This window comes from Roseateles amylovorans (assembly GCF_025398155.2).
In the GTDB taxonomy this organism is placed as follows: Bacteria; Pseudomonadota; Gammaproteobacteria; order Burkholderiales; family Burkholderiaceae_C; genus Roseateles; species Roseateles amylovorans.
The window spans coordinates 6254454-6276988 of the sequence record NZ_CP104562.2 but is presented as its reverse complement, the minus strand read 5'-3'; the positions used below and the strand labels follow the sequence as shown (position 1 = coordinate 6276988).

Sequence of the window (22535 nt, the reverse complement as noted above, 5' to 3'; positions counted from 1 at the left end):
TTCGCCGCAACCGCCCGGCCGCCCAACCGCCCGACCGCCCGACCGCCCGACAGCACCACCACCCCAACGGACCGCCGACCGATCGGCCGCGATTCCCGTGAACGCTGCCGTGCGTCGCGAGCGGCGCGGGGCGTCAGACCACGAGCAGCCCCTGCTCGGCCCGGGCCAGCGATTCCGGGGTGCCGGACACCACCAGCGTGTCGCCGGCCTGCAGCACCAGGTCGTCGTCGGCGGAGCGCACCGCCCCGTTTTTCCGGCGCACCGACACGATGCTGATCTTCCATGCCGCCGAATCCAGTTCCCGCAGCGATTGGCCGACCAGCGGGCTGGCGTCGGGCAGGCTGATGGACAGCAACCGCGCCTGGTCGCGGTCTTCGGCGGTGTCGTCGTCGGAGCCGTGGAAGTAGCCACGCAGCAGGCCGTAGCGTCGGTCGCGCGCATCGCGGGCAATCCGCAGCACCCGGCGCATCGGCACGCCCACCAAGGCCAGCGCATGGCTGGCCAGCATCAACGAGCCTTCGATGGCTTCGGGCACCACCTCGGTGGCGCCGGCGGCGCGCAGTTTTTCGAGGTCGGTGTCATCGATGGTGCGAACGATCACCGGGATCCGGGGCGAGTGGCCGCGCACCTCATGCAGCACCTTCAGCGCCGACGGGGTGTCGTGATAGCTGATGACCACCGCACTGGCCCGGGAAAGGCCGGCGGCGATCAGGCTGGGCAGGCGGGCGGCATCGCCGAACACCACGCTCTGGCCGGCGGCGGCGGCTTGGCGGACCCGATCCGGGTCCAGGTCCAGCGCCATGTAGGGAATCTTCTCCGCCTCCAGCAGCCGGGCCAGGTTCTGGCCGCTGCGACCGTAGCCGCAGATGATCACATGGGCCTCGGTCTGGATGGATTTCTTGGCGATGGAGGTCAGCTGAACCGACTGCAACAGCCAGTCGCTGGCCGAGAGCTTCATCACGATGCGGTCGCTGTATTCGATGATCAGCGGTGTCATCAGCATCGACATCACCATCGCCGCCAGCACCGGGCTGACCCATTGCGCGGCGATCAGGTTGTGCTGCGCGCCCAGCGTGAGCAGCACGAAGCCGAACTCGCCGGCCTGTGCCAGGTACAGGCCGGTACGCAGCGCGGTGCCAGTGGGCGACCGGAACAGCTTGGCCAGTCCGGCCACCAGCACGAACTTGGCGGCGGTGGGCGCCAGGGTCAGGACGATCACCAGCGGCCATTGGTAGACCAGCGTCTGCCAGTCCAGCCGCATGCCGATGGTGATGAAGAACAGGCCCAGCAGCACATCGTGGAAGGGACGGATGTCCATTTCCACCTGATGCTTGTATTCGGTCTCGGCGATCAGCATGCCGGCCACGAAGGCACCCAGCGCCAGGGAGAGGCCCGCATGCTCGGTCAGCCAGGCCAGGCCCAGGGTGACCAGCAGCAGGTTGAGCATGAAGAGCTCCTGGCTCTTGCGCCGGGCCACCAGCGTCAGCCAACGGCGCATCACATGCTGGCCGCCGGTGAGCAGCAGCACCAGCAGCAGCACCGCCTTCAGACCGGCCCAGGCCAGCGTCTGCGCCATGGCGCTTCCGCTGCCGCCCAGCGCCGGAATCAGCACCAGCAGCGGCACCACCGCCAGATCCTGGAACAGCAGCACGCCGATCACCCGGCGGCCATGCTCGCTCTCCAGTTCCAGCCGCTCGGACATCAGCTTGACGACGATCGCGGTCGAACTCATGGCCATGGCCGAACCGAGCACCAGCGCGCCTTGCCAACCCAGGTCCCACGGCCGGCCGGCCATCTCGAAGCCCCAGCGCAGCAGGACATGTCCGAGCATGGTGCCGGCGATGGTCACCACCACCTGCAGCAAGCCCAGGCCGAACACCATCGACCGCATGCTGTGGAGCTTGGGCAGGTTGAATTCCAGGCCGATGGCGAACATCAGGAACACCACCCCGAATTCCGCCAGATGCTGCACCGCCGGCACGTCGCTGGCCAGCGCCAGTGCATTCGGCCCGATCACCACCCCGACCACCAGATAGCCCAGGATGGGGGGCAGCTTCAGCGAACGACAGACCACCACGCCAAGGACGGCGGCGACGAGATAGAGCAGGGTCAGATCCAGGGCGCTGAGCATGTGGGCGATGGTAGCGGGCGGCGATGTCCGCGCAGTCGTGTCCGGTCAGTGCGCGGATCGCTTGTGGGGCGCGCGCCGCACGGGCGGACGCCGGGTGGTCTGACCCGAACGGGGCTGGAAAAGCGCACGGGGCAGGCGCACACTCACTCCCTTATGCGTGGCCTGCATGCCCGCATGTGCACTCGGCTTTGGCGGACGTGGCGGACCGGCGAGGCTTCGAGGTACCGTTCGCGCCACCCAAAAGTTTCGGAGCATTTCATGCCCAATCTGTCTTTCGTTTCTCCCACGCGCAACAGTCCCTGGGGTACCTACCTGTCCCAGATCGACGCCGTCGAGCCTTACCTGGGCAAGCTGGCACGCTGGGTGGAAACGCTGCGCCGCCCCAAGCGCGCGCTGATCGTGGATATCCCCATCGAACTGGACAACGGCACCATCGCCCACTTCGAGGGCTATCGGGTCCAGCACAGCCTGACCCGCGGCCCCGGCAAGGGCGGCGTGCGCTACCACCCGGACGTGACGCTGGAAGAAGTGATGGCGTTGTCGGCCTGGATGACGGTCAAGAACGCCGCGGTGAACCTGCCCTACGGCGGCGCGAAGGGCGGCATCCGCCTGGACCCGAAGTCGCTGTCGCTCAAGGAGCTGGAAAAGGTCACCCGTCGCTACACCAGCGAGATCGGCATGATCATCGGCCCGACGCAGGACATCCCTGCCCCTGACGTGAACACCAACGGCCAGATCATGGCCTGGATGATGGACACGTACTCGATGAACGTCGGCGCTACTGCCACCGGCGTTGTCACCGGCAAGCCGATCGCCCTGGGCGGTTCGCTGGGACGTGTGGCCGCCACCGGCCGTGGCGTGTTCGTCGTCGGTCGTGAAGCAATGCGCCGCCTGAACGTGCCGCTGGAAGGCGCTCGCGTGGCCGTGCAGGGCTTCGGCAATGTGGGCTCGGTCGCCGCCAAGATGTTCGCCTCCAACGGCGCCGTCATCGTGGCCGTGCAGGACCATACCGGCACCATCCTGAACGAGAAGGGTCTGGACATGACCGACCTGCTCGACCATGTCGCCAAGACCGGCGGCGTGGGCGGCTTCAAGGGCGCGGACCGGATCGACAACGAGAACTTCTGGGACGTGAAGTCCGACATCCTGATTCCCGCCGCCCTGGAAGGCCAGATCACCGGTGAGCGCGCCAAGCGGGTGCAGACCCGTGTGGTGATCGAAGGCGCCAACGGCCCGACCACGCCCGACGGCGACGCCGTGCTGGCCGACCGCGGCATCATCGTCGTGCCGGACGTCATCGCCAACGCCGGCGGCGTGACCGTGTCCTACTTCGAATGGGTGCAGGATTTCTCGTCGTTCTTCTGGACCGAGGACGAGATCAATGTCCGCCTGGACAAGATCCTGGTCGGCGCGTTCAAGGGCATTTGGGACACGGCCGAGCAGCATCGCATTCCGCTGCGCACTGCCGCCTTCACCGTGGCCTGCACCCGGGTGCTGGAAGCCCGCGAAGAGCGCGGCCTGTACCCCTGATTCCCACACGGCCGACGCCGGCCGGCCGCGCGTGATCACGCGGCCTGGTGCAACCAGAGCCAACGGCCCCTTCGGGGGCCGTTTTCAGTTGGAGCGCGGATTTGCAGCGCGGATTTTCAGCGCGGATTCATCCGCATCGCGGGTTTGGCGAGTCCGCAGTTCACGCGCCGCCAAGGACGCGCGGCGGGCCGTTGGTGCGCTTGGCACTGCCGTGGGACCGGCGCCGTTGACGCCACTGACGCCACTGACGCCGTTGACGGTGTTAATGCTTTGGGACGCTTTCTGACGCGATCGGCGCGGCGGTCGACGCTTGAGTTGGACGCGCTGGATCAGGTGATCAGGCGAGCCGATCGATCCGTTGCTTTAGATCGCTGAGGCGGAGACGGGCTCGACGCCCGGCGCCACTGCGGGTGGCGCGGGCCTCGGACGCATCATCAGGCGCGAGGCCACCACCGCAATCGTCCAGCAGATCCAGGCGGTCCACAGGGTGTGGCTGGGATAGTGCGCGCCACGGGCGAGCTGGGCCAGACCATAGAGCGAGCCCATCACCAGCACCCCGATCAGCGCGAATCGCGCCTGCGTCGGGTAGGCGCGGCGCAGCATGAAGAACAGGCTGAAAAAGGCGAAGGCGGCGCTGGCATGGCCCGACGGGAAGCAGTGGCCCGGGCCGCCGTCGCTCAGGCCGAAGCGCCAGTGCGACAGATAGTGGGCGGTGCCGCCGAATTCGGCCAGGTCCCAGGGGCAACTGGTGGTGCTGCCCTGCTTGATCAGTGGGATCACGATCAGGCTGACGGCGGTCAGCGCCACCGCACCCCAGCGCTCGCGTCGGCTGAGACCGGGCCACAGCGGGCGGAAGGCATTCACGAGCAGCATCACCGCCAGGCCGGTGGCCATCCAGCGTCCGCCTTGATGCAGCACCCCGGCGGTGAGCCAGTGGTCTCGCAGTGCGAATCCGCGGGCATCGCCGAACAGTCGAACCACCGCCAAGTCCCAGCCCAGCGCGTCCCAGAGCAGCAGGGCGGCCAGACCCACGGCCACGAGTGTCATCGCTCGGCCGGTTCGGGGCATCAGCGTGACCGATCCGGTCGACGGGAACCCGCCAGGCGCATGAGCGCCAGCGGCGGCATCTGAGAGGGAGGTGAGCATCTTCACGACGGTGAAGTGGGCCCGCCGGACCTGAAGAACCCCTGAAGCAAAGCTGAAGTCCAGCTGAACTCGGCCTCAAAATGCGCATCGCGTGCGCCTTTCATGAGCGGCAACGCCCCGTGCGGCAGTCGGCGGCAATCGGCCTGCTATCGTTTCTACCAACCCCCGTTGTCCGCCCGTGTCGGTGCGGCCGACGTCGGATCCACCGCCCCTGCCCACACGCCATGCGACTGCTGCTGCTGGAAGACGATGAACTGCTCGGAAGCGGCCTGCGGGACTTCCTGCGAGCCGAAGGCCATGAGGTGACCTGGATCACCCGGATCGGCGACCTGCTGCCGCGCCACCATGAGGAATTCGAGGCCCTGCTGGTCGATTGGCAATTGCCCGACGGCTCGGGCCTGGACTGGCTGCGGTCGCTGCGCCAGCGGGGTGTCTCGACGCCGGCGCTCATGTTGACCGCGCGCGACCTGCTGGCCGATCGCCTGCAAGGCCTGGATGGCGGGGCGGACGACTACTTGGTCAAACCCTTCGCGCCCGAGGAACTGGCCGCCCGGCTGCGGGCGGTGAGCCGGCGCCACATGGGCGCCAGCAGCTCGCAGCGCCGCCATGGCGAGGTCTGGCTGGACCTGGCGGCCAAGCGCGTCACCCGCGCCGGCGCCCATGTCGAGCTGACCGCCCGTGAATGGGCGGTGCTGGAAGCGCTGGCCCAGCGCGCCGGCCGGCTCTATCCCAAGCGCGAGCTGGAGTTGCAGGTGCTGGGGGACGACGCGGAAGTCCAGAGCAATGCCCTGGAGGTGCATGTGTCCAGCCTGCGCCGCAAGCTGGGCCGCGAGCTGATCGAGACCGTGCGCGGCCTCGGCTACCGCCTGGGCGCGGAGGCCCGGTGAGCACCGCGCCGGCCCGCAAGCCGTCCATCGCCGGTCGTCTGGCCCGACAGCTGCTGCTGATCTCCCTGTTCTGGGCGGTCCTGGCTGGGGTGTCCGTCTGGCTGGTGGTGCAGGAGGAGGTCGATGAACTGCTCGACGAAACCCTGCAAGCGTCCTCCCAGGTCCTGGGCCAGTTGCTGCGTCAAAGCCCGTCCATCCTGCCGGCGGAAGTCTCCGATGCGGACGACCTCAGCACCCATTTCGCCTGGCAGTTGATCGGTCCGGATGGCCAGTTGCTGCATCGCTCGCCGTTGGCCCCCACCAAGGCCTGGCGGTTGCCGGCCGGATTCAGCGACTGGCGCGACGACAGCCCCGACCGAGCCGACGAGAGCGACTGGCGCGTGCATGTCCGCGCGCTGTCCACGTCCGCCGGACCGGGTTGGCTGATGGTGGCGCAGACCAATGCCGAGCGCGATGAGGTTCGCACGCGGGTGGGATTGGCGAGCGCCTTCTCGGCGCTGCTGGTCGGCGGCCTGTGCATGTTCTGGATGAACCGCCGCGCCCATCTGGAACTGGCCCCGCTGGCCCGGCTGAGCGAGTCGCTGGCCGATTACGACCCGCTCAACAGCCAGCAGGTCCTGCCCGAGCAGGCCCGCAGCGAGCTGGTGCAGATCCGGGCAGCGGTGCTGGAGCTGGGACAGCGGCTGGCCCAGCGGGTGGCCAACGAGCGCGCCTTCAGTGCGCATGCGGCCCATGCGCTGCGCACGCCGCTGGCGGGCATGGATGCGCAACTGGCCATGGCCCTGCGCGAGGCGCCGCCCGACCAGCGCGAGCGCCTGCAGCGCACCCGCGAGGCCGCCGATCGGCTGCGCCGCGTGGTCACCGCCCTGCTGACTTTGTTCCGCAGCGGCATGCGTCTGCAGTGGCAGGGGCTGGATGTGGCGGACCTGCTGGTCCATGTGCAGATGCCCGAGCGCCTGGAGATCGATGTGCCGCCCGGCGCCTGCATCCATGCCGACCCGGATCTGCTGATCGCCGCGCTGATCAATCTGATGGACAACGCTTTGCGGCACCGCGCCACCCGCATCAAGCTGGACCTGCATCCGCATCCGGATGGTGGCGTGACCCTGGTGCTGCACGACAACGGTCCCGGGGTGTCCGACTTCCAGCGCGAGGACCTCAACGATGCGCTGGAGCGGCAGCAGTACGAAGGCCGCATGGGGCTCGGTCTGATGATGGCGGACCTGGTCGCGCGGGCCCATGGCGGCGATCTGCACCTGCCGGTGGTGAGCCAGGGCTTTGCCGTCGCCCTGCGCCTGGGACCGGCGCCGCCCTGAACGCCCGGGCGTGAGGCCGGTCAGAGTCGCCACGGCTACACTGACGCCCACTATGACGACGCATGCCGCCCTGACCCATTCCCGCGCGCTGGAAGTGGCCCGCCAGGCCCTGACGGTGGAAGCCGAGGCCATCCTGGCGCTCGGGCCCCGCCTGGGCGAGCACTTCGAGCAGGTGATCCAGCTGATCCTGTCCTGCAGCGGCCGCGTGGTCGTGATGGGCATGGGCAAGAGCGGCCATGTCTCACGCAAGATCGCCGCCACCCTGGCGTCCACCGGCACGCCGGCCTTCTTTGTCCACCCGGGCGAGGCCAGCCACGGTGACCTGGGCATGGTCACGCCACACGACATCGTGCTGGCGCTGTCCAACTCGGGCGAAAGCGATGAGCTCAACGCCATCATCCCGGCGCTCAAGCGTCAGGGCGTCAAGCTGATCGGCATGACCGGGCGCCCCGAATCCTCGCTGGCGCGCCATGCAGATTTCGTGCTGGATTCTCGGGTCGAGCAGGAAGCCTGTCCGCTCAACCTCGCGCCCACGGCCAGCACCACCGCGCAGATCGCGCTGGGCGATGCGCTGGCGGTCGCATTGCTCGATGCCCGCGGCTTCCGCGCCGAGGACTTCGCCCGCTCGCACCCGGGCGGCGCGCTCGGCCGCAAGCTGCTGACCCATGTGCGCGACCTGATGCGCAGCGGCGATGCCCTGCCCCGCGTTGCGGCCGACCTCTCGCTGCTGGAGATGATGAGCGTCATGTCCCGCAAGGGGCTGGGTTGCGCCATCCTGGTGAAGGACGACGGCCAGGTCGGCGGCATCTTCACCGATGGCGACCTCCGCCGTCTGATCGAGCGCGGCACCGACCTGCGCAGCCTGACCGCCGGGGAAGTGATGAGCCCGAATCCCCGCACCGTCGCCGTGGATGCGCTGGCGGTGGAGGCCGCGGACCTGATGGAGTCGGCGCGCATCACGCTGGTCCTGGCGGTCGATGAACAACAACGTTTGCAAGGCGCGGTCGGCTTCAACGACCTGATGCGTGCCAAGGTGATCTGATGGCCGTTCGAGAACTCCAGCCGACGCTTCGCTTTCCCCCCGACCTGCTGCTTCAGGCGCAGGGCCCGGCGCTGGGCCTGAAGGCGGCGATCTTCGATGTCGACGGCGTGCTGACCGATGGCCGCATCTACCTCAGCGAGCAGGGCGAAACCTTCAAGGCCTTCGCCACGCTGGACGGTCACGGGCTGAAGCTGCTCGCGCAAGGCGGCATCGTGCCAATCGTCATCACCGGTCGGGACTCGCAGGCGGTGCGCCGACGGGTGGCGGACCTGGGCCTGACGCATGCGGTCTATGGCGCCAAGAACAAGCTCGCCGCCGCGCAGCCGATGCTTGACGGCCTGGGCTTGCACTGGGATGAGGTGGCCGCCATCGGCGACGACTGGCCCGATCTCCCGCTGCTGCTGCGCGCGGGCTTCGCTTGCGCGCCGGCGCAGGCCCATGCCGAGGTCAAGGCCGCGTCGCACTACATCACTCAAGCGGCCGGCGGCCATGGCGCGGCGCGCGAGTTCTGCGACCTGCTCCTCATGGCCGCGGGACGCTACGCCGCCCTGCTCAACGGCCATCTGGAAACCCTGGATGGAGGCACGGCCTGATGGCGACGTTGGCGCCTGCGCCCACCGCCCCTCGACGCCGCGTGCAGCCGTTGCTGTGGCGCGCGCAGTCGCTGCTGGCCAGCTATGTGCCGCTGCTGCTGATGGCCGTGCTCGCGGCCTTCACCTGGTGGCTGATCAAGAGCACGCCGCAGCTTGAAGCGCCGCGCGAGCGGGCCGCGCCCAAGCATGAGCCGGACTACCGCATGCAGGGCTTCGAGCTGGAACGTTTCACCAGCGACGGCCGCCTGATGGCGCGGGTCCTGGGCCGTGAGCTGCGCCACTATCCGGACAACGACACGATGGAGATTGATGCACCGGAACTGCGCGCCTACGGCTTGCAGGGCGAGTTGCTGATCGCGCAGGCCAAGCGCGGCCTGTCGAATGGCGATGGCAGCGAAGTCCAGCTGCTGGGCGACGTCAAGTTGCATCGGTATCCCGATGGCGATCCCGCTGCGGCGTCCGACCTGGCGTTGTACGGCGAGTTCCTGCACGCCTTCGTCCCGCAGCAGAAGATGCGTTCCCATCTGCCCACCCGCGTGGTCGGCCTGGGCGGGGAGATGCAGCTGCGCAGCTTTGACTACGACAACCTGACCGGCAAGCTCAGCTTCACCGGCGGTGGCCGCGCGCAATTCAGCGCCCAGCCGACACACCCCCCGAGTGGTGCCAAGGCTGCTGCGGCGCCCGGCCGCGCGGCCAGTGCGGTCCGATAACCCATGACGCCTCTTGTCTTCATCACCGGTGCGTCCAGCGGCATCGGCCAGGCGCTCGCCCTGCAGTACTACCGCGAGGGGTGGTCGCTCGCGCTGGTGGCGCGCCGGGTCGACGAGCTCACCCAGTGGGCGCAGGCGCAGTCCCTCGATCCCGCGCGTTGGCGGATCTACCGCGCCGATGTGAGCGAGGTGGACGCCATCACCGAGGTGGGCCGGCGCTGCATCGCCGAGCAGGGCCTGCCGGAGGTGGTCATCGCCAATGCCGGCATCAGCATCGGCATGGACACGGCGATCTATGACGACCTCGCCGTGATGCAGCGCATCTACGCGACCAACAACGTGGGCCTGGCGGCCACCTTCCAGCCTTTCGTGCAACCGATGCGCGAACGCCGTCGGGGCACCTTGGTCGGGATTGCCAGCGTCGCGGGCATCCGCGGCCTGCCCGGCCATGGCGCGTATTGCTCCAGCAAGGCGGCGGTCATCAGTTATTGCGAAAGCCTGCGGGGGGAATGCCGGGCTGACGGCGTCCAGGTGGTCACCATCGCGCCGGGCTACATCGACACGCCGCTGACCCGCGAAAACCGCTACTCGATGCCCTTTTTGATGAAGCCCGACGACTTCGCTCGCCGGGCGTTCAAGGCCATCTCCGCCGGTGCGCGACTGCGCTTCATTCCGTGGCAGATGGGCGTCGTGGCCGGCGTGATGCGGGTCCTGCCCGGTGCCTGGTTCGACCGACTGCTGGCGGGTCGTCCCCGCAAACATCGGCAAGGCGAATAGGTCCGTCACCCGCGACGAGGTTCACTGGGCGCGTTGCCCCAGCATCCGTCCGACCATGAAAAAAGGCGCTCCGAGGAGCGCCTTTTTCTGCCTGTGAGGCCTTGCGATCAGTAGCCGCTGCTGCCGCCACCGTAGCCGCCACGGCTGCCGCCGTAGCCACCACCGGAGCCGCCGCCGCCGCCGTAGCTGCCGCGACCACCGCCGCCGCCGCCACCACCACCGCCGTAGCCGCCGCGGCTACCGCCGCCGCCGCCACCACCGTAGCCGCCGCCACCACCGCCGCCGCCGCCGTAGCCGCCACGGCTACCGCCGCCGCCGCCACCGAAGCCGCCACGGCTACCGCCGCCGCCGCCGAAGCCGCCACCACCGCCGCCCGGACGCTCTTCACGCGGACGAGCCACGTTCACGACGATCGCACGGCCTTCGAGGGCCTGACCGTTCATGCCGTTGATGGCAGCCTGCGCCTCGGCGTCAGATGCCATTTCCACAAAGCCGAAGCCCTTGGAACGGCCAGTCTCGCGATCCATCATGACCTTTGCGGATGTCACGGTACCGAATTGCGAGAATGCCTCCTGGAGCGACTCATCGCGCACGCTGTAAGCGAGGTTGCCCACGTATAGCTTGTTTCCCATGGGGAAGCCCTTTCAATAACCAAATAACCCAATGTGCTGCTTCAACCCATCGTGAACCACTCATACGAAGGCGCTGCATTCAGGCCGTCTGATTATGTGTGACAGGATTGGCGATTCGCAACGCGTCAACCGGGATGTTGTTTTTCGGCTTCTGCGAGCAAACCCCGAGCAGGTGTCAAGAAGACGAAATTTTCCTCCGACCACGTCATCTTCATGGCAAAGAACGATCCCAACTCGCCCATGATGCAGCCGCTCAATGACCTCCATCGAGCGCAATCCTCACGTTTTGTCACCGTTTACGGGGGCAGCCGCCTGTGATTCGAGTCGTTTCATTGGTCCCGTCGATCACCGAACTGCTGATCGCACTCGGTTTGCAGCCCTGGATCGTCGGTCGCACCGGCTTCTGCATCCACCCTGCCGGCGCGGTGGCCGGCATCCCGAAGGTGGGCGGCACGAAGGACGTGAACCTGCGCAAGCTGCGGGCACTCGCGCCGACCCATGTCATCGTCAACATGGATGAGAACCGTCGGGAGACGGTGGAGGCGCTGCGCGCCTTCGTCCCGGCGGTGATCGTCACCCACCCGTGCGGGCCGGAAGACAATCTGACCTTGCTGTCGCAATTGACGGCGGATTTTGCCGACGACGTACCACCGCTGCGTCAGGCCGCCGAGGGGCTGGCCCGACGACTGGGGGCGGCGCTGGCGGCCTGCCGACAAGTCGACTGGCCTGCGCGTCGTGTGCTTTACCTGATCTGGCGAGCGCCCTGGATGACTGTGGCCCGAGACACTTACATCGCCCGAATGCTGGCCGAAGTCGGCTGGCAGACCTGGCCGCCCGTCGACGGCGGCTCCACCGGCGCGTCCCGCTATCCGGTCCTGACCGGCGACGAGCCCTGGCTGGCGGACATCGACGAGGTGCTGCTCAGCTCCGAGCCGTTCCCGTTCGGGCCGGCTCATCTGGAGGAAGCGCAGTCGCTGTGTCAGACAGCCCGTGTTCGCCTGATCGACGGCGAGCTGATCAGCTGGTATGGCCCGCGCGCTGCGGAGGGGCTGGATTATCTGCGCACGCTGGCGCAGGCGCCGCAACTCGGACTGTAACTGGGACTGCAACAAGGACCGCAATGAGGGCCGTGATGAATGCTGCGAGGGTGCTGCGATGGATGCGTCGAAGGGGGGCGCCATGAGCGCCGGAACCCGCATCCTGCTGCTGGAAGACGACCCGGCGATCGCCCAGACCGTCGACTTCGTGCTCGGACGCGAGGGCTATCAACTGCAGGTCTGCGGCTGGTTGCACGAGGCGCGCGCCGTCGTGGGTCGCGGCGGCCTGGACTTGGCGATCCTCGATGTCGGCCTGCCCGATGGCAACGGCCTGGACCTGTGCCGCGAGATCCGACAGGGGCCGCAGGCGCACCTGCCCTTGCTGATGCTGAGCGCACGCAGCGAGGAAGCCGACAAGGTGCTCGGTCTGGAGCTCGGCGCGGACGATTACCTGGCCAAGCCCTTCAGCACCCGGGAGTTGGTGGCGCGGGTGCGCGCGCTCCTGCGGCGCGCGCAGGCACCGGCTGCTGCGGCGCCGGCGCCGGACCGCTATGGCTTCCTGGTGGAGGCCGAGGGCTCGCGGGTGAGCTTTCATGGCGAGTTGCTGCCCTTGACCCGTCGCGAACTGGGGCTGCTGTTGCGGTTGCTGGCCGCGCCGCAGCGCATCCACACCCGCGACAGCCTGCTGGACGCGGTCTGGGGCACCGAGGCCGACAGCGGCGACCGCACCGTCGACACCCACATCAAGACGCTGCGCGCCAAACTGCGCCAGGTGCGACCGGAGCTGGACCCGATCCGCACCCATCGCGGCCTGGGCTACTCGCTGGAATAGGTGAGCGATGCGCCTGGGCCTGCGACTGTTCTTCGGCTTCTTCCTGATTGCAGGCCTGACCTCGGTCATCCTGCTGCGGGTGGTGCTGGGCGAGGTCAAGCCCAGCGTGCGCGAGGTGATGGAAGACATCATGGTCGACACCGCCAACCTGATGGCGGAGCTCGCGCAGGATGACCTGGCTGCGATGCCGCCTGGCGGCAACCTCACCGGCAGCCGATTCGCCGAGCGGGTGACCGCCTACGCCGACCGTCCGGTGGATGCGCACATCTGGGGACTGCGCAAGCAGAGTCTGGACTTCCGCATCTATGTCACTGACGCGAGCGGCCGGGTGGTGCTGGACAGCAGCCCCGGCGGCACGGCCGTAGGCCAGGACTTCTCCCGCTGGAACGACGTCGCCCGGACCCTGCGCGGCGGCTACGGTGCGCGGTCCTCCACCGATGCCTACGGCGACAGCGGCAGCCCGGTCATGTATGTCGCCGCGCCGGTGCGGGTGGATGGCCGGACCCTGGGCGTGGTGACCGTGGCCAAGCCGATCGCGACGGTGCAGCGCTTCATCGACCGCGCGGAGCGCCGCATCTGGCTGGCCGGGCTGGGGCTGCTGGCGGTCTCGTTGACGGTGGGTGTGGCGGTCACGCTGTGGCTGGTGGTGAATGTGCGCCGCCTGCGACGCTATGCGCTGGAGGTCCAACTGGGCCAGCGTCAGCCGCCGCCCAAGGTGCCGGGGGAACTGGGTGAACTGGCCGAGGCGATGGATGCGATGCGCGAGCGCCTGGACGGTCGCGAACGCCTGGAGCATCTGGCGCGCGCCCTGACGCATGAGCTCAAGAGTCCGCTGGCCGCGCTGCGGGGCGCCGGTGAACTGCTGCAGGACGAGCTGGCGCCGGCGGACCGCCAGCGCTTCGCCGCGCAGGTCGTGTCGCAGAGCGAGCGCATGACCGAGCTGGTCGAGCGGCTGCTGGCCTTGTCGACGCTGGAGCTGCGGCGCGGTCCGGCCCATCCGCGTGAGGTGCGCCTGGATCTGGCGACGGACGAGGTGCTGGCACCGCTGGGTGACTTGCTGCAGCAGAAAGGGCTCTCGGTGCGCTGGCTGCGGCGCGAGCCGGTGCGGGTGCAGGCGGATCCGGAGCTGCTGGCGCTGGCATTGAGCAATCTCTTGAGCAACGCGGTGGACTTCGCGCCGACGCAGTCGACCTTGGACCTGAGTGTGGGGCCGCAGGACGGACGCGCCGTCTTCGCGCTGCGCGACCACGGCCCGGGAGTGCCGGCGGCGGCCTTTGCCCAGCTGGGACAGCGGTTCTTCTCCACGGCGCGGCCGGGCAGCTTGCGCAAGGGATCGGGGCTCGGCCTGGCGATCGTGCGCCAGATCGCCGAGCTGCATGGCGCCCGCCTGCACTTCGAGCCGGCGGACCCGGGGCTGCGGGTGCATCTGGACTTCACCGAGGCCTCACAAACTTCGTCTTGAGCACACCGCCCTTTCGCAGACTGCGGCCTCCCGAATGAACCGATGGAGTGAGGCGAATGCAGCTGCAGATGCGAACGATGTGGTGGAAGGTGGTGGCCCTGGTCGGGATCACCATCGTGCTGTTGATGGTGTTGACCCGCATCGGCTGGCTGGTCGATGAACGCCAGGGCCGGCAGCGTGCGGCCGAGGTCGGCGTGGCCCAGGCCATGGCGGGCGCTCAGGTGTTGCTGGGCCCGATGCTGCAGCGCAGCTGCAGCGAGACCTGGACCACGGTCAGCGGCACCGGCAAGGAGCAGCGTTCCACCGACGAGCGTCGGGACTTCACCCTCTCCGCGCTGCCCGCGCTGCTGACGGTGGACGGCGCGCTCGAACCGGTCATTCGGCATCGCGGTCTGTTCAAGATCAATGGCTATGAGGGCAAGGTGACGCTTCAGGCCAGTTGGCCGACCTTGGCGGCGCTGGTGCCGCGTGCGGAGCATGCCGGCCAGCTGAGCTGCGAGGCGCCGCGCATGATGGTCGCCCTCAGCGATGCGCGCGGTCTTCGCGCGGTGCAGGTTCGCCGCGGGGACGAGGTCCTGACTGTGGCGCCCGGCACGGCGAACGGCAGCTATCCGCGCGGCCTGCATGCGGTGCTGCCCGAGCAGGTCCTGGATCAGCCGTTGCAGCTCCAGGTGGCGCTCGATCTGATCGGCATGACCGATTTCGGTCTGGTGCCGGCGGCGGGTGCCACCGATGTCCACCTCCGCTCCAGCTGGCAGCACCCCAGCTTTGGCGGTCGCTTCCTGCCGGTGAGCTCCCGCCTGGGCCCGGACGGCTTCGAGGCGCATTGGCAGGTCTCCGAGCTGGCGACCACGGCGCTGGCCGATGCGCTGGCGGGCAAGGCCTTGCCCCAGGTGGTCCGCGATCCGGAGGTGGATGTGCGCACCTATTTGGCGGAGATGGCCCCCGGTGGCGCCGCCGCAGGGGATGCCCGGATCGCCGATGCGCTGGCCTTCTCGATGGTGGATCCGGTGAATCCCTATGTGATGAGCGACCGGGCCATCAAGTACGGCCTCATGTTCATCGTGCTGACCTTCGTCTGCGTGGCCTTGCTGGAAGTGCTGTCTGCCCGACAGGTGCATCCGGTGCAGTATCTGCTGGTGGGCCTGGCGATGAGCCTGTTCTTCCTGCTGCTGCTCAGTCTGTCGGAGCATCTGGACTTCGGACTGTCCTATGCGTTGGCCGCCGGCGCGGCGATCGGCTTGCTGAGCGCCTATGGCGCCGCGATGCTCGGCGCCTGGATGCGCGGACTGGCCTTTGGCGGGCTGATTGCAGCGTTGTACGGGGTGCTGTTCGTGTTGCTGAGTCTGGAGCAGGCGGCGTTGCTGGTCGGCGCCCTGTTGCTCTTTGCAGTGCTGGCCGTGGTGATGATGCTGACCCGCCGCATCGACTGGTACGGTCTGGGAGGGCGAGCGCTGAACGCCGCCGTCGAGACTCGGTAACAACGCGGTTGCCCGCAGGCCCCGGCTCGGTCAGCATGGGGCCATGACGACACACGACAACAACGGAGACACTCGAAGCGACGGCGCCGCGCCTTCGCCCCGCCCGGCGGCAGCGCCCGGGCCGCGCTTCGACTTCATCATCGTCGGCGCCGGAACGGCCGGCTGCCTGCTGGCCAACCGGCTCAGTGCCGATCCCTCCAAGCGGGTGCTGTTGCTGGAGGCCGGGGGACGCGACGACTATCACTGGATCCACATCCCGGTCGGCTACCTGCATTGCATCGGCAACCCGCGCACCGACTGGCTCTACAAGACCGAGCCGGATGCGGGCCTGAACGGCCGCAGCCTGCGTTATCCGCGCGGCAAGGTGCTGGGGGGCAGCTCCAGCATCAACGGCATGATCTACATGCGAGGCCAATCGCGGGACTACGACGACTGGGCGCGCGCCGTCGGCGACGAGGCCTGGCGCTGGGACGCGGTGCTGCCGTTCTTCAAGCGCCATGAGCATCATTGGCGTCTGGACGCAGGCGCGGAGCGGGCACCGGGGTTCGATCCCGCCCTGCACGGTCACGGCGGCGAGTGGCGGGTGGAGAAGCAGCGACTGCGTTGGGCGGTGCTGGATGCATTCGCCGCCGCCGCGCAGGAGGCTGGCATTCCGGCCACGCCCGATTTCAATCGCGGCAACAACGAGGGCGTGGGTTATTTCGAGGTCAACCAGAAGGCGGGCTGGCGCTGGAACACCGCCAAGGCCTTCCTTCGACCGACCTGCTATCAGCGACCCAACTTCGAAATGTGGACCGGCTCGATGGCGCAGCGCCTGCTGCTGGACACGGTCGACGGCCAGCCGCGCTGCACCGGGGTGCAGGTAAGCACGCCGCATGGGCTGGAAGAGGCCCGTCTGGAACCGGGGGGCCAGGTCTTGCTGGCGGCAGGCGCCATCGGCTCGCCACAATTGCTACAGCTGTCGGGCATCGGGCCCGGCGATCTGCTGCAATCCTTGGACATTCCGGTGCGGCACCACCTGCCCGGTGTGGGCGCCAACCTTCAGGATCATCTGCAGATCCGGGCGGTGTTCAAGGTGCACGGGGTGAGCACCCTCAACACCCTGGCCGACAGCTGGTTCGGCAAGGCCCGGATCGGCCTGGAATATGCCTTGCGGCGCAGCGGACCGATGAGCATGGCGCCGTCGCAGCTGGGGGCGTTTGCACGCAGCGGGCCGGACAAGGACTGGCCCGATCTGGAGTACCACGTGCAGCCGCTCTCGCTGGATGCCTTTGGCGAGCCGCTGCATCGCTTCAATGCCTTCACCGCCAGTGTGTGCAATCTGAACCCGACCAGCCGCGGCTCGGTGCGCATCCGCAGTGCCGATGCGGCCGACGCACCGTTGATTGCGCCCAACTATCTGAGCACCGAGGAAGATCGCCAGGTGGCCGCCCGCAGCCTGCGGCTGACGCGGCGCATCGTCGGCCAGCCCGCCTTGGCGCGCTACCGGCCGGAGGAATTCCGACCCGGCCCGCAGTTCGAGACCGATGAGGAACTGGCCCGGCTGGCGGGCGACATCGCCACCACCATCTTCCATCCGGTCGGCACCTGCCGGATGGGTCGGGCCGACGACGAGGCGGCCGTGGTGGACAGCCGGCTGCGGGTGCGCGGCGTGGCGGGTTTGCGGGTGATCGATGCGAGCGTGATGCCCACCATCACCAGCGGCAACACCAACTCGCCCACCCTGATGCTGGCCGAGCGCGCTGCCGAGTGGCTGTGCGCGGGCGATTGAGTCGCGGGCGCCGATGCCAACGCGGCGCCCGTGGCGCTGGTGGCGGCGGTGGGGATCAGGCCGACAGGGGCTTCACAGCGCCTGTCAATCCGCTCGAGGTCGAACTCAGGCGCTGAAGCGCTCTTCCAGATAGCTCAGCAGGGTGCGCAGGGTCTGGGCCTCGCCGCCGATCGGACGGCCGGGGCGCGACTGGTCGTTCCAGGCGAACAGGTCGATGTGCAGCCAGTCCTGCTGGGCGGGGACGAACGCTTCCAGGAACAGCGCGGCATTGATCGCGCCGGCCAGGGCATTGCGCCCGGTGTTGACGATGTCGCCGATGCTGGAGGTGATGCCCTCCTTGTAGGGCGCCCACAGCGGCATGTGCCACATCGGGTCGTCCAGCTTCAGGCCCAGGTCCACCAGGTCGCGGCCGGTGTCCATGTGGCGGGTGAACAGCGCCGGCAGCTGCGCGCCCAGCGCAATCCGGGCGGCGCCGGTCAGGGTGGCCATGTCGATGATCAGTTCGGGCTCGAACTCGGTGGCATAGGCCAGTGCGTCGCACAGCACCACGCGGCCTTCGGCATCGGTGTTGCCGATCTCGATGTGCAGGCCGGCGCGGGTCTTGATGACATCGCCGGGGCGGTAGGCATTGCCGGAGATCGAGTTCTCCACCGCCGGGATCAGCACCTGCAGGCGCACCGGCAGCTTGAGCGCCATGATCAAGGTGGCCAGGCCCAGCACGTTGGCCGCACCGCCCATGTCCTTCTTCATCTGGCGCATGCCGTCGGCGGGCTTGATGTCCAGGCCCCCGGTGTCGAAGCACACGCCCTTGCCGACCAGCGTCAGCCGCGGATGCTTGTCGCTGCCCCAGTTCAGCTCGACCAGCCGCGGCGCGCGGGTGCTGGCGCGACCGACCGCATGGATCGCGGGGAAGTTCTTCTTGAGCAGGTCGTCACCGACGATCTCCTTGAACTTCGCGCCGTGCTGCTTGCCGACCACCGCCGCGGCCTTCGACAGCTCCTCCGGGCCCATGTGTTCGGCCGGCGTGTTCACCAGGTCGCGCACGGCGGAGATGGCGGTGGCGATGGCCAGGCCGCGCTGGCCGTCCGCGCTGCTCTTGATGAGCAACTGCGCCGGCTGGCGCTTGCGCGGCTTGTAGAGGTCGAACTGATAGCAGCCGAGTTCCCACGACATCGCCGCGGCCTCGTCCTGCAGCGCCAGGCCGTCCGGCGACAGCGTGTAGTGGCCTTCCGGCAGGGTCAGCGGCAGGGCCGACAAGGCGAACGGATGGGCCGCATGGGCCACCCCGGCGAAGACCTGGGCCAGCTTGCCGTCATCACCCGGCACCAGGGCGAAGGTGTCCGGCGCGGCGCTGAAGCCCAGGGTCGCCAGCCATTGCTGGGTCCGCTTGGGCAGGCTGGGCGCCAGGGCTTGGTAGGCGGCGCGGTCCAGCGCCAGGATGGGCGTGGCGCGGGCCACCGAGGTCTTGAATTGAACGTTCATCGGATGTCGCCGTACGGCTGAAGTGGGGCCGGCCCGGGTGGGCCACGAACCGGGCGCAGGCCGTCGTCCATGAACATGCGGCCGCGCCCGTATCGACAGGGAGGTGGCGCATTCTCGCTCGCAGGCCCCTGGCGGACACAAGTGATCCCGGAATCGGGCGACTGCCGCCCGTGATCCGACGGAAGGCCCCGGGGAGGGGCGCAGGGGTCGCTATGGCCTGTCGAGGGCGGGTGCCGAATGAAGACCGTGGTGATGCCGGGTCGAACGTGGAGGCGCTGCGCGCTGTGCTCGCGTGCCGCATGTCAGACGAATCGGCGGCGGGACGCCACCGGATGACGGCTGACCGGTCGAAACCAAAGAGGCGCCGAGTGGCGGGTCCGCTGAACTCAGCAGGCCTTCCGAAGTCGGGAAAGCAGCGCCTGTGCGGCCGCCGTGGTGCCGGTTGGGGCGGTGGCGCTGGCGGCGGACATGGCCGGATTGTCGACCGCGGCCTGGATCAGCCGCTGGGATGCACCAGGCTGGGGCAAAACCGGACCGATGAAGCAGAGCCGCTCGCCCGAACCGATGAGCAAGGTGGGGAAGGTCTCGACCTCCAGGTCGTCCACCAGCTCGGCGTCGTCCTCGATGTCCACCCAGACGAACTGTGCCCCGGGATGCTGCTGCCGCAGGCGGGCAAAGTCCTCCCGATAGGTGTCGCACACCCGGCACCAGGCGGCGCACAGGCAGGCGACCAGCAGGCCGGACGTCACGTCGCCCTGAGGCGTGGCGGGCGGGGCATCGGGAGCGGCGGGGGCGGCAGGAACAGCGGACATGGGGTCAAGCTTAGCGAGAAAGCCCGGTGTTGGCCGGCACCAGGCCTTGCGGGACGTTGCAGCCCGACGACGATCCGATCCCTGCGGTCTGCCTGCCGAAGGCCGCGCCATGTCGGCGCGGCGGCCGTCCAGGCACTTAATCAACGAACAACTTCACGCCGTGCCGCCTTTCGGTGCAGAAACGATGTTTGGAATTGTGAATTGCCTGTCAACGGGGCACGGATGCACTGCGTTAGAGGTCGCAAGGCGATTTTCCCCGCCTGGAATCCAGAAGGTCCACGACCATGATGAAGTCCCAATCACGCACCGAATCCCAACCGCGTCGCATGCCGATGCCGGAACTGAACAGCGACAAGGGTCGCAAGCACGAGGCTTTTGAAGTCGCCAGCCTGGGCTGCGACCGCCGCAGCGTGGCCCGCGCCCTGCGTTTCGACCGCAAGCGCTGATCTTCGCCGAGGCCCGTCCGGGCCCCGCGCTCGTGCCGCCGCCGTCCTGGCGGCCGCCCCCTCCCCCCAGATGATTTGACGCTGACAGCGCCTGCCAGGCGCTGTTGGCCGTTGCCCTGAGCCGAATGCCGGTTCAGGCGTCGTCGTCCGGGTCCGCCTCGTCCAGCAGCGGGGCCAGCAGCCGCTCGATCTCGGCGGGGCTGAATTTCTCCAGCTGTTCCCCGGTGTCGCTGCCCAGCATGCCGTCGGCCAGGGTGCGCTTGCGGGCCTGCAGCTCCAGCATCCGTTCCTCGATGCTGCCCTCGATCACCAATTGATGGGCGAAGACCGGCCGGGTCTGTCCCAACCGATGGGCGCGCGCCTGGGCCTGGGCGTCCACCGCCGGATTCCACCAGGGATCGACCTGGATCACGGTGTCCGCCGCCGTCAGGTTCAGGCCCACGCCGCCGGCCTTCAGGCTGACCAGCATCAGCGGCACCTCTTCTGCCTGAAAGCGACGCACCAAATCCCCGCGCTTACCTTCCGCGGTGGCGCCGGTCAGGCTGAGCAGCGGCACGCCGGCCTCGGTCATGGCCGCCTCCACCAGGCTGAGCATGCCGGTGAACTGCGAAAACACCAGCACCCGACGACCCTGGGCGATGAACTCCGGCACATGGGCTCGGAGCCAGTCCAGTTTGGCGGTCTCCATGCCGGTCGGCACCGCCAGGCCGGGCACCAGCCGCGGATCGCAGCAGACCTGCCGCAGCTTCAGCATGGCATCCAGCACCGAGATCAGGCCGTCGCCGAAGACCTTTTGCTGCGCCAGCACCCGCCGGACCAGGTGATCGGCCCCGATCCGCACACTTTCATAGAGTTGCCGTTGCCGTCCCTGCAGCGGGATGCGAACGGTCAAGACCGTCAACGGCGGCAACTCGGTGGCCACCTCCGACTTCAGCCGGCGCAGGATGAAGGGCCGCACCCGGGCGGCCAACTGGCGGGCCCGCTGTGCCGATCCGCTGACCTCGATCGGTTTGCGCCAGTGCTTGGCAAAGCTGCGGCTGTCGCCCAGGTAGCCGGGCATCAGAAAGTCGAATTGCGTCCAGAGCTCGCCCAGATGGTTCTCCAGCGGCGTGCCGGTCAGGACCAGCCGCTGGCCGGCATCCAGGCGGCGCAGGGCGCGGGCCGCGCGGGAGCGTGGGTTCTTCACCGCTTGCGCTTCGTCCAGCACCAGCACCGAGAACCGGTGGCGGGTCAGCGCCCGCAACTCCCGCCAGACCAGGCCGTAGCTGCACAGCAGCAGGTCGACCTGGCCCAGGTCCGCCAGCACCGCACGACGCTGGTCCGGATCGGTCAGGGCCGCGACACGCAACCCCGGCGCGATGCGTGCGGCTTCTTCCGCCCAATTGAACATCAGCGAGGTGGGCGCCACCACCAACGCCGGCTGCTGCAGCCGGCCGGCCTGGCGTTCCACCCACAAATGCGCCAGCGCCTGCGCGGTCTTGCCCAGGCCCATGTCGTCGGCCAGGATGCCGCCCAGCGACTGCCGCGCCAGATACTGCAGCCAGGCCAGGCCTTGCAGCTGATAAGGCCGCAGCTGGATGCCCAGGCCGTCGGGCTGAGGTTGCGGTGGTGGCGGGCCGGCGGATTGAAGGCGCAGCCACATTGCCCGCAGCTCGTCCGCGCCGACCACCTGCCACCGGCTGTCCGAGCCCGCCAGCAAGGACAGCCGCGCCGCTTCCCAGGAGGTCAGCGGAATTGCGCCGCGGCGCGAGCGCTGCACCACCAGCACTTCCAGCAGGTTCAGCATCAATTGCTTGAGCGGGGCGGCCGTGGCGTGCAGGCGTCGACCGCCGGGGGCCCGCAAACTGATGACGGCATCGTCGTCGATGGTGCCGATGGCCTCGGCGGACAGCCAACGGCGGTCGCGCTTGAGCAGGTTCCAGATCAGCGGCGCCAAGTCCACCCGTTCTCCCTGCACCACCACGCCCAGACTCATCAGCCAGGAGCCCTTGCGGCGGGAAAGACCCAGCGTCTGGACCCGCTCCGGGGCCGGGCTGGCCTCGTCGTCGGCCTCGGCGCCCACCTCCAGCCGCCAGGCGTCAATGGCCTGGCTGTGGTGCGCGAACCCCGGCAGGAACTCGACCTCCCAGCCCAGTGCCCGCAGTTGCGGCACCTGCTCCGCAGCGAAGTCCGCAAAGAACTCCTCCTGCTCCAGCGTCCAGCAGGGCGTCAAGGCGCGACCGAAGGCGGCATCCCGCCACTGCAGCATCTCGGGGTCCACCGGGCGCAGCGGCAATTGCTCCCAGGTCTTTCGATCCGCCTCGGCCTCCGGCCAGCGGCCCAGCCGCACCAGGGTCACCTGATCGGCCCGAGGCCCCATCTTGCCGTGCGGCCGCATGCCCAGCAGGCCGTCGCCGCGGTTCAGGGTCTGCAGGATCAGTTGGGGCGGGAGCGACGTCATCGGCCGTG

At 68.7% G+C, this 22535-nt stretch carries 19 protein-coding genes; 13 read left to right on the top strand and 6 right to left on the bottom strand.

Going from position 1 to position 22535, the window contains the following annotated elements; genetic code table 11:
- Window positions 1-133 precede the first annotated feature (133 nt).
- A complete protein-coding gene (locus N4261_RS25940) occupies window positions 134-2131 on the bottom strand; it encodes a monovalent cation:proton antiporter family protein (RefSeq protein ID WP_261758142.1) in 1998 nt (665 codons plus the stop codon).
- A 258-nt stretch (window positions 2132-2389) separates the two neighbouring features.
- Here N4261_RS25940 and N4261_RS25935 point away from each other — a divergent pair, with 258 nt between their 5' ends.
- Complete coding sequence (locus N4261_RS25935; RefSeq protein ID WP_261758141.1) at window positions 2390-3661, top strand: Glu/Leu/Phe/Val family dehydrogenase; 1272 nt, start codon at window positions 2390-2392, stop codon at window positions 3659-3661.
- 363 nt (window positions 3662-4024) lie between these two features.
- Here N4261_RS25935 and N4261_RS25930 read toward each other — a convergent pair whose 3' ends face one another.
- On the bottom strand, window positions 4025-4708 hold the full coding sequence (locus N4261_RS25930) for a phosphatase PAP2 family protein (RefSeq protein ID WP_261758140.1): 684 nt from the start codon (window positions 4706-4708) through the stop codon (window positions 4025-4027).
- Window positions 4709-5031: 323 nt separating this feature from the next.
- Here N4261_RS25930 and N4261_RS25925 point away from each other — a divergent pair, with 323 nt between their 5' ends.
- The 6 genes from N4261_RS25925 to N4261_RS25900 are packed head-to-tail and all read left to right on the top strand — an operon-like array spanning window position 5032 to window position 10132.
- Window positions 5032-5694: a response regulator transcription factor gene (locus tag N4261_RS25925; protein WP_261758139.1), complete on the top strand. Its 663-nt coding sequence runs from the start codon at window positions 5032-5034 to the stop codon at window positions 5692-5694.
- Window positions 5691-7010: a sensor histidine kinase gene (locus tag N4261_RS25920; RefSeq protein WP_261758138.1), complete on the top strand. Its 1320-nt coding sequence runs from the start codon at window positions 5691-5693 to the stop codon at window positions 7008-7010. The genes N4261_RS25925 and N4261_RS25920 overlap by 4 nt, the downstream gene beginning before the upstream one ends.
- Before the next feature lie 52 nt (window positions 7011-7062).
- On the top strand, window positions 7063-8052 hold the full coding sequence (locus tag N4261_RS25915; RefSeq protein WP_261758137.1) for a KpsF/GutQ family sugar-phosphate isomerase: 990 nt from the start codon (window positions 7063-7065) through the stop codon (window positions 8050-8052).
- Window positions 8052-8645 carry a KdsC family phosphatase gene (locus N4261_RS25910; protein WP_261758136.1) on the top strand — a complete coding sequence of 198 codons (594 nt, stop codon included), beginning with the start codon at window positions 8052-8054 and terminating at the stop codon, window positions 8643-8645. Before N4261_RS25915 ends, N4261_RS25910 begins: the two co-directional genes overlap by 1 nt.
- Window positions 8645-9355, top strand: coding sequence for an LPS export ABC transporter periplasmic protein LptC (gene lptC, locus N4261_RS25905; protein ID WP_261758135.1), 711 nt, complete (start codon window positions 8645-8647; stop codon window positions 9353-9355). Before N4261_RS25910 ends, lptC begins: the two co-directional genes overlap by 1 nt.
- A 3-nt stretch (window positions 9356-9358) precedes the next feature.
- Window positions 9359-10132, top strand: a complete 774-nt coding sequence (locus N4261_RS25900) for an SDR family oxidoreductase (RefSeq protein ID WP_261758134.1) — start codon at window positions 9359-9361, stop codon at window positions 10130-10132.
- Window positions 10133-10239: 107 nt separating this feature from the next.
- On the opposite strand, the gene rbp is transcribed toward N4261_RS25900, so the two are convergent.
- Window positions 10240-10764 (bottom strand): RNA-binding regulator, encoded by a 525-nt coding sequence (rbp, locus tag N4261_RS25895; RefSeq protein WP_261758133.1) that lies wholly within the window; start codon window positions 10762-10764, stop codon window positions 10240-10242.
- A gap of 332 nt (window positions 10765-11096) precedes the next feature.
- Between rbp and N4261_RS25890 the strand changes: the two genes are divergently transcribed.
- The 5 genes from N4261_RS25890 to N4261_RS25870 all read left to right on the top strand — a co-directional run bounded on the left by N4261_RS25890 (window position 11097) and on the right by N4261_RS25870 (window position 17347).
- Window positions 11097-11861: a helical backbone metal receptor gene (locus N4261_RS25890; protein WP_261758132.1), complete on the top strand. Its 765-nt coding sequence runs from the start codon at window positions 11097-11099 to the stop codon at window positions 11859-11861.
- 82 nt (window positions 11862-11943) lie between these two features.
- Window positions 11944-12633 carry a two-component system response regulator CreB gene (gene creB, locus N4261_RS25885; RefSeq protein WP_261758131.1) on the top strand — a complete coding sequence of 230 codons (690 nt, stop codon included), beginning with the start codon at window positions 11944-11946 and terminating at the stop codon, window positions 12631-12633.
- Between the two features lie 7 nt (window positions 12634-12640).
- The gene (creC, locus tag N4261_RS25880; RefSeq protein WP_261758129.1) at window positions 12641-14095 is read left to right on the top strand and encodes a two-component system sensor histidine kinase CreC; all 1455 of its coding nucleotides are present in this window, start codon (window positions 12641-12643) and stop codon (window positions 14093-14095) included.
- Between the two features lie 56 nt (window positions 14096-14151).
- Window positions 14152-15576 (top strand): cell envelope integrity protein CreD, encoded by a 1425-nt coding sequence (gene creD, locus N4261_RS25875; protein ID WP_261758128.1) that lies wholly within the window; start codon window positions 14152-14154, stop codon window positions 15574-15576.
- A gap of 43 nt (window positions 15577-15619) precedes the next feature.
- Window positions 15620-17347 (top strand): GMC family oxidoreductase, encoded by a 1728-nt coding sequence (locus N4261_RS25870; RefSeq protein WP_261758127.1) that lies wholly within the window; start codon window positions 15620-15622, stop codon window positions 17345-17347.
- A gap of 105 nt (window positions 17348-17452) precedes the next feature.
- Here N4261_RS25870 and N4261_RS25865 read toward each other — a convergent pair whose 3' ends face one another.
- Both N4261_RS25865 and N4261_RS25860 read right to left on the bottom strand, forming a co-directional pair.
- Entirely contained in the window at window positions 17453-18829 is a 1377-nt protein-coding gene (locus N4261_RS25865; protein WP_261758126.1) for a leucyl aminopeptidase family protein, read from the bottom strand.
- A gap of 386 nt (window positions 18830-19215) precedes the next feature.
- Window positions 19216-19641, bottom strand: coding sequence for a thioredoxin family protein (locus N4261_RS25860; protein ID WP_261758125.1), 426 nt, complete (start codon window positions 19639-19641; stop codon window positions 19216-19218).
- 284 nt (window positions 19642-19925) lie between these two features.
- Between N4261_RS25860 and N4261_RS25855 the strand changes: the two genes are divergently transcribed.
- Window positions 19926-20087: a hypothetical protein gene (locus tag N4261_RS25855; protein ID WP_261758124.1), complete on the top strand. Its 162-nt coding sequence runs from the start codon at window positions 19926-19928 to the stop codon at window positions 20085-20087.
- Between the two features lie 133 nt (window positions 20088-20220).
- On the opposite strand, the gene N4261_RS25850 is transcribed toward N4261_RS25855, so the two are convergent.
- Entirely contained in the window at window positions 20221-22527 is a 2307-nt protein-coding gene (locus N4261_RS25850) for a DEAD/DEAH box helicase (protein WP_261758123.1), read from the bottom strand.
- Window positions 22528-22535 lie beyond the last annotated feature (8 nt).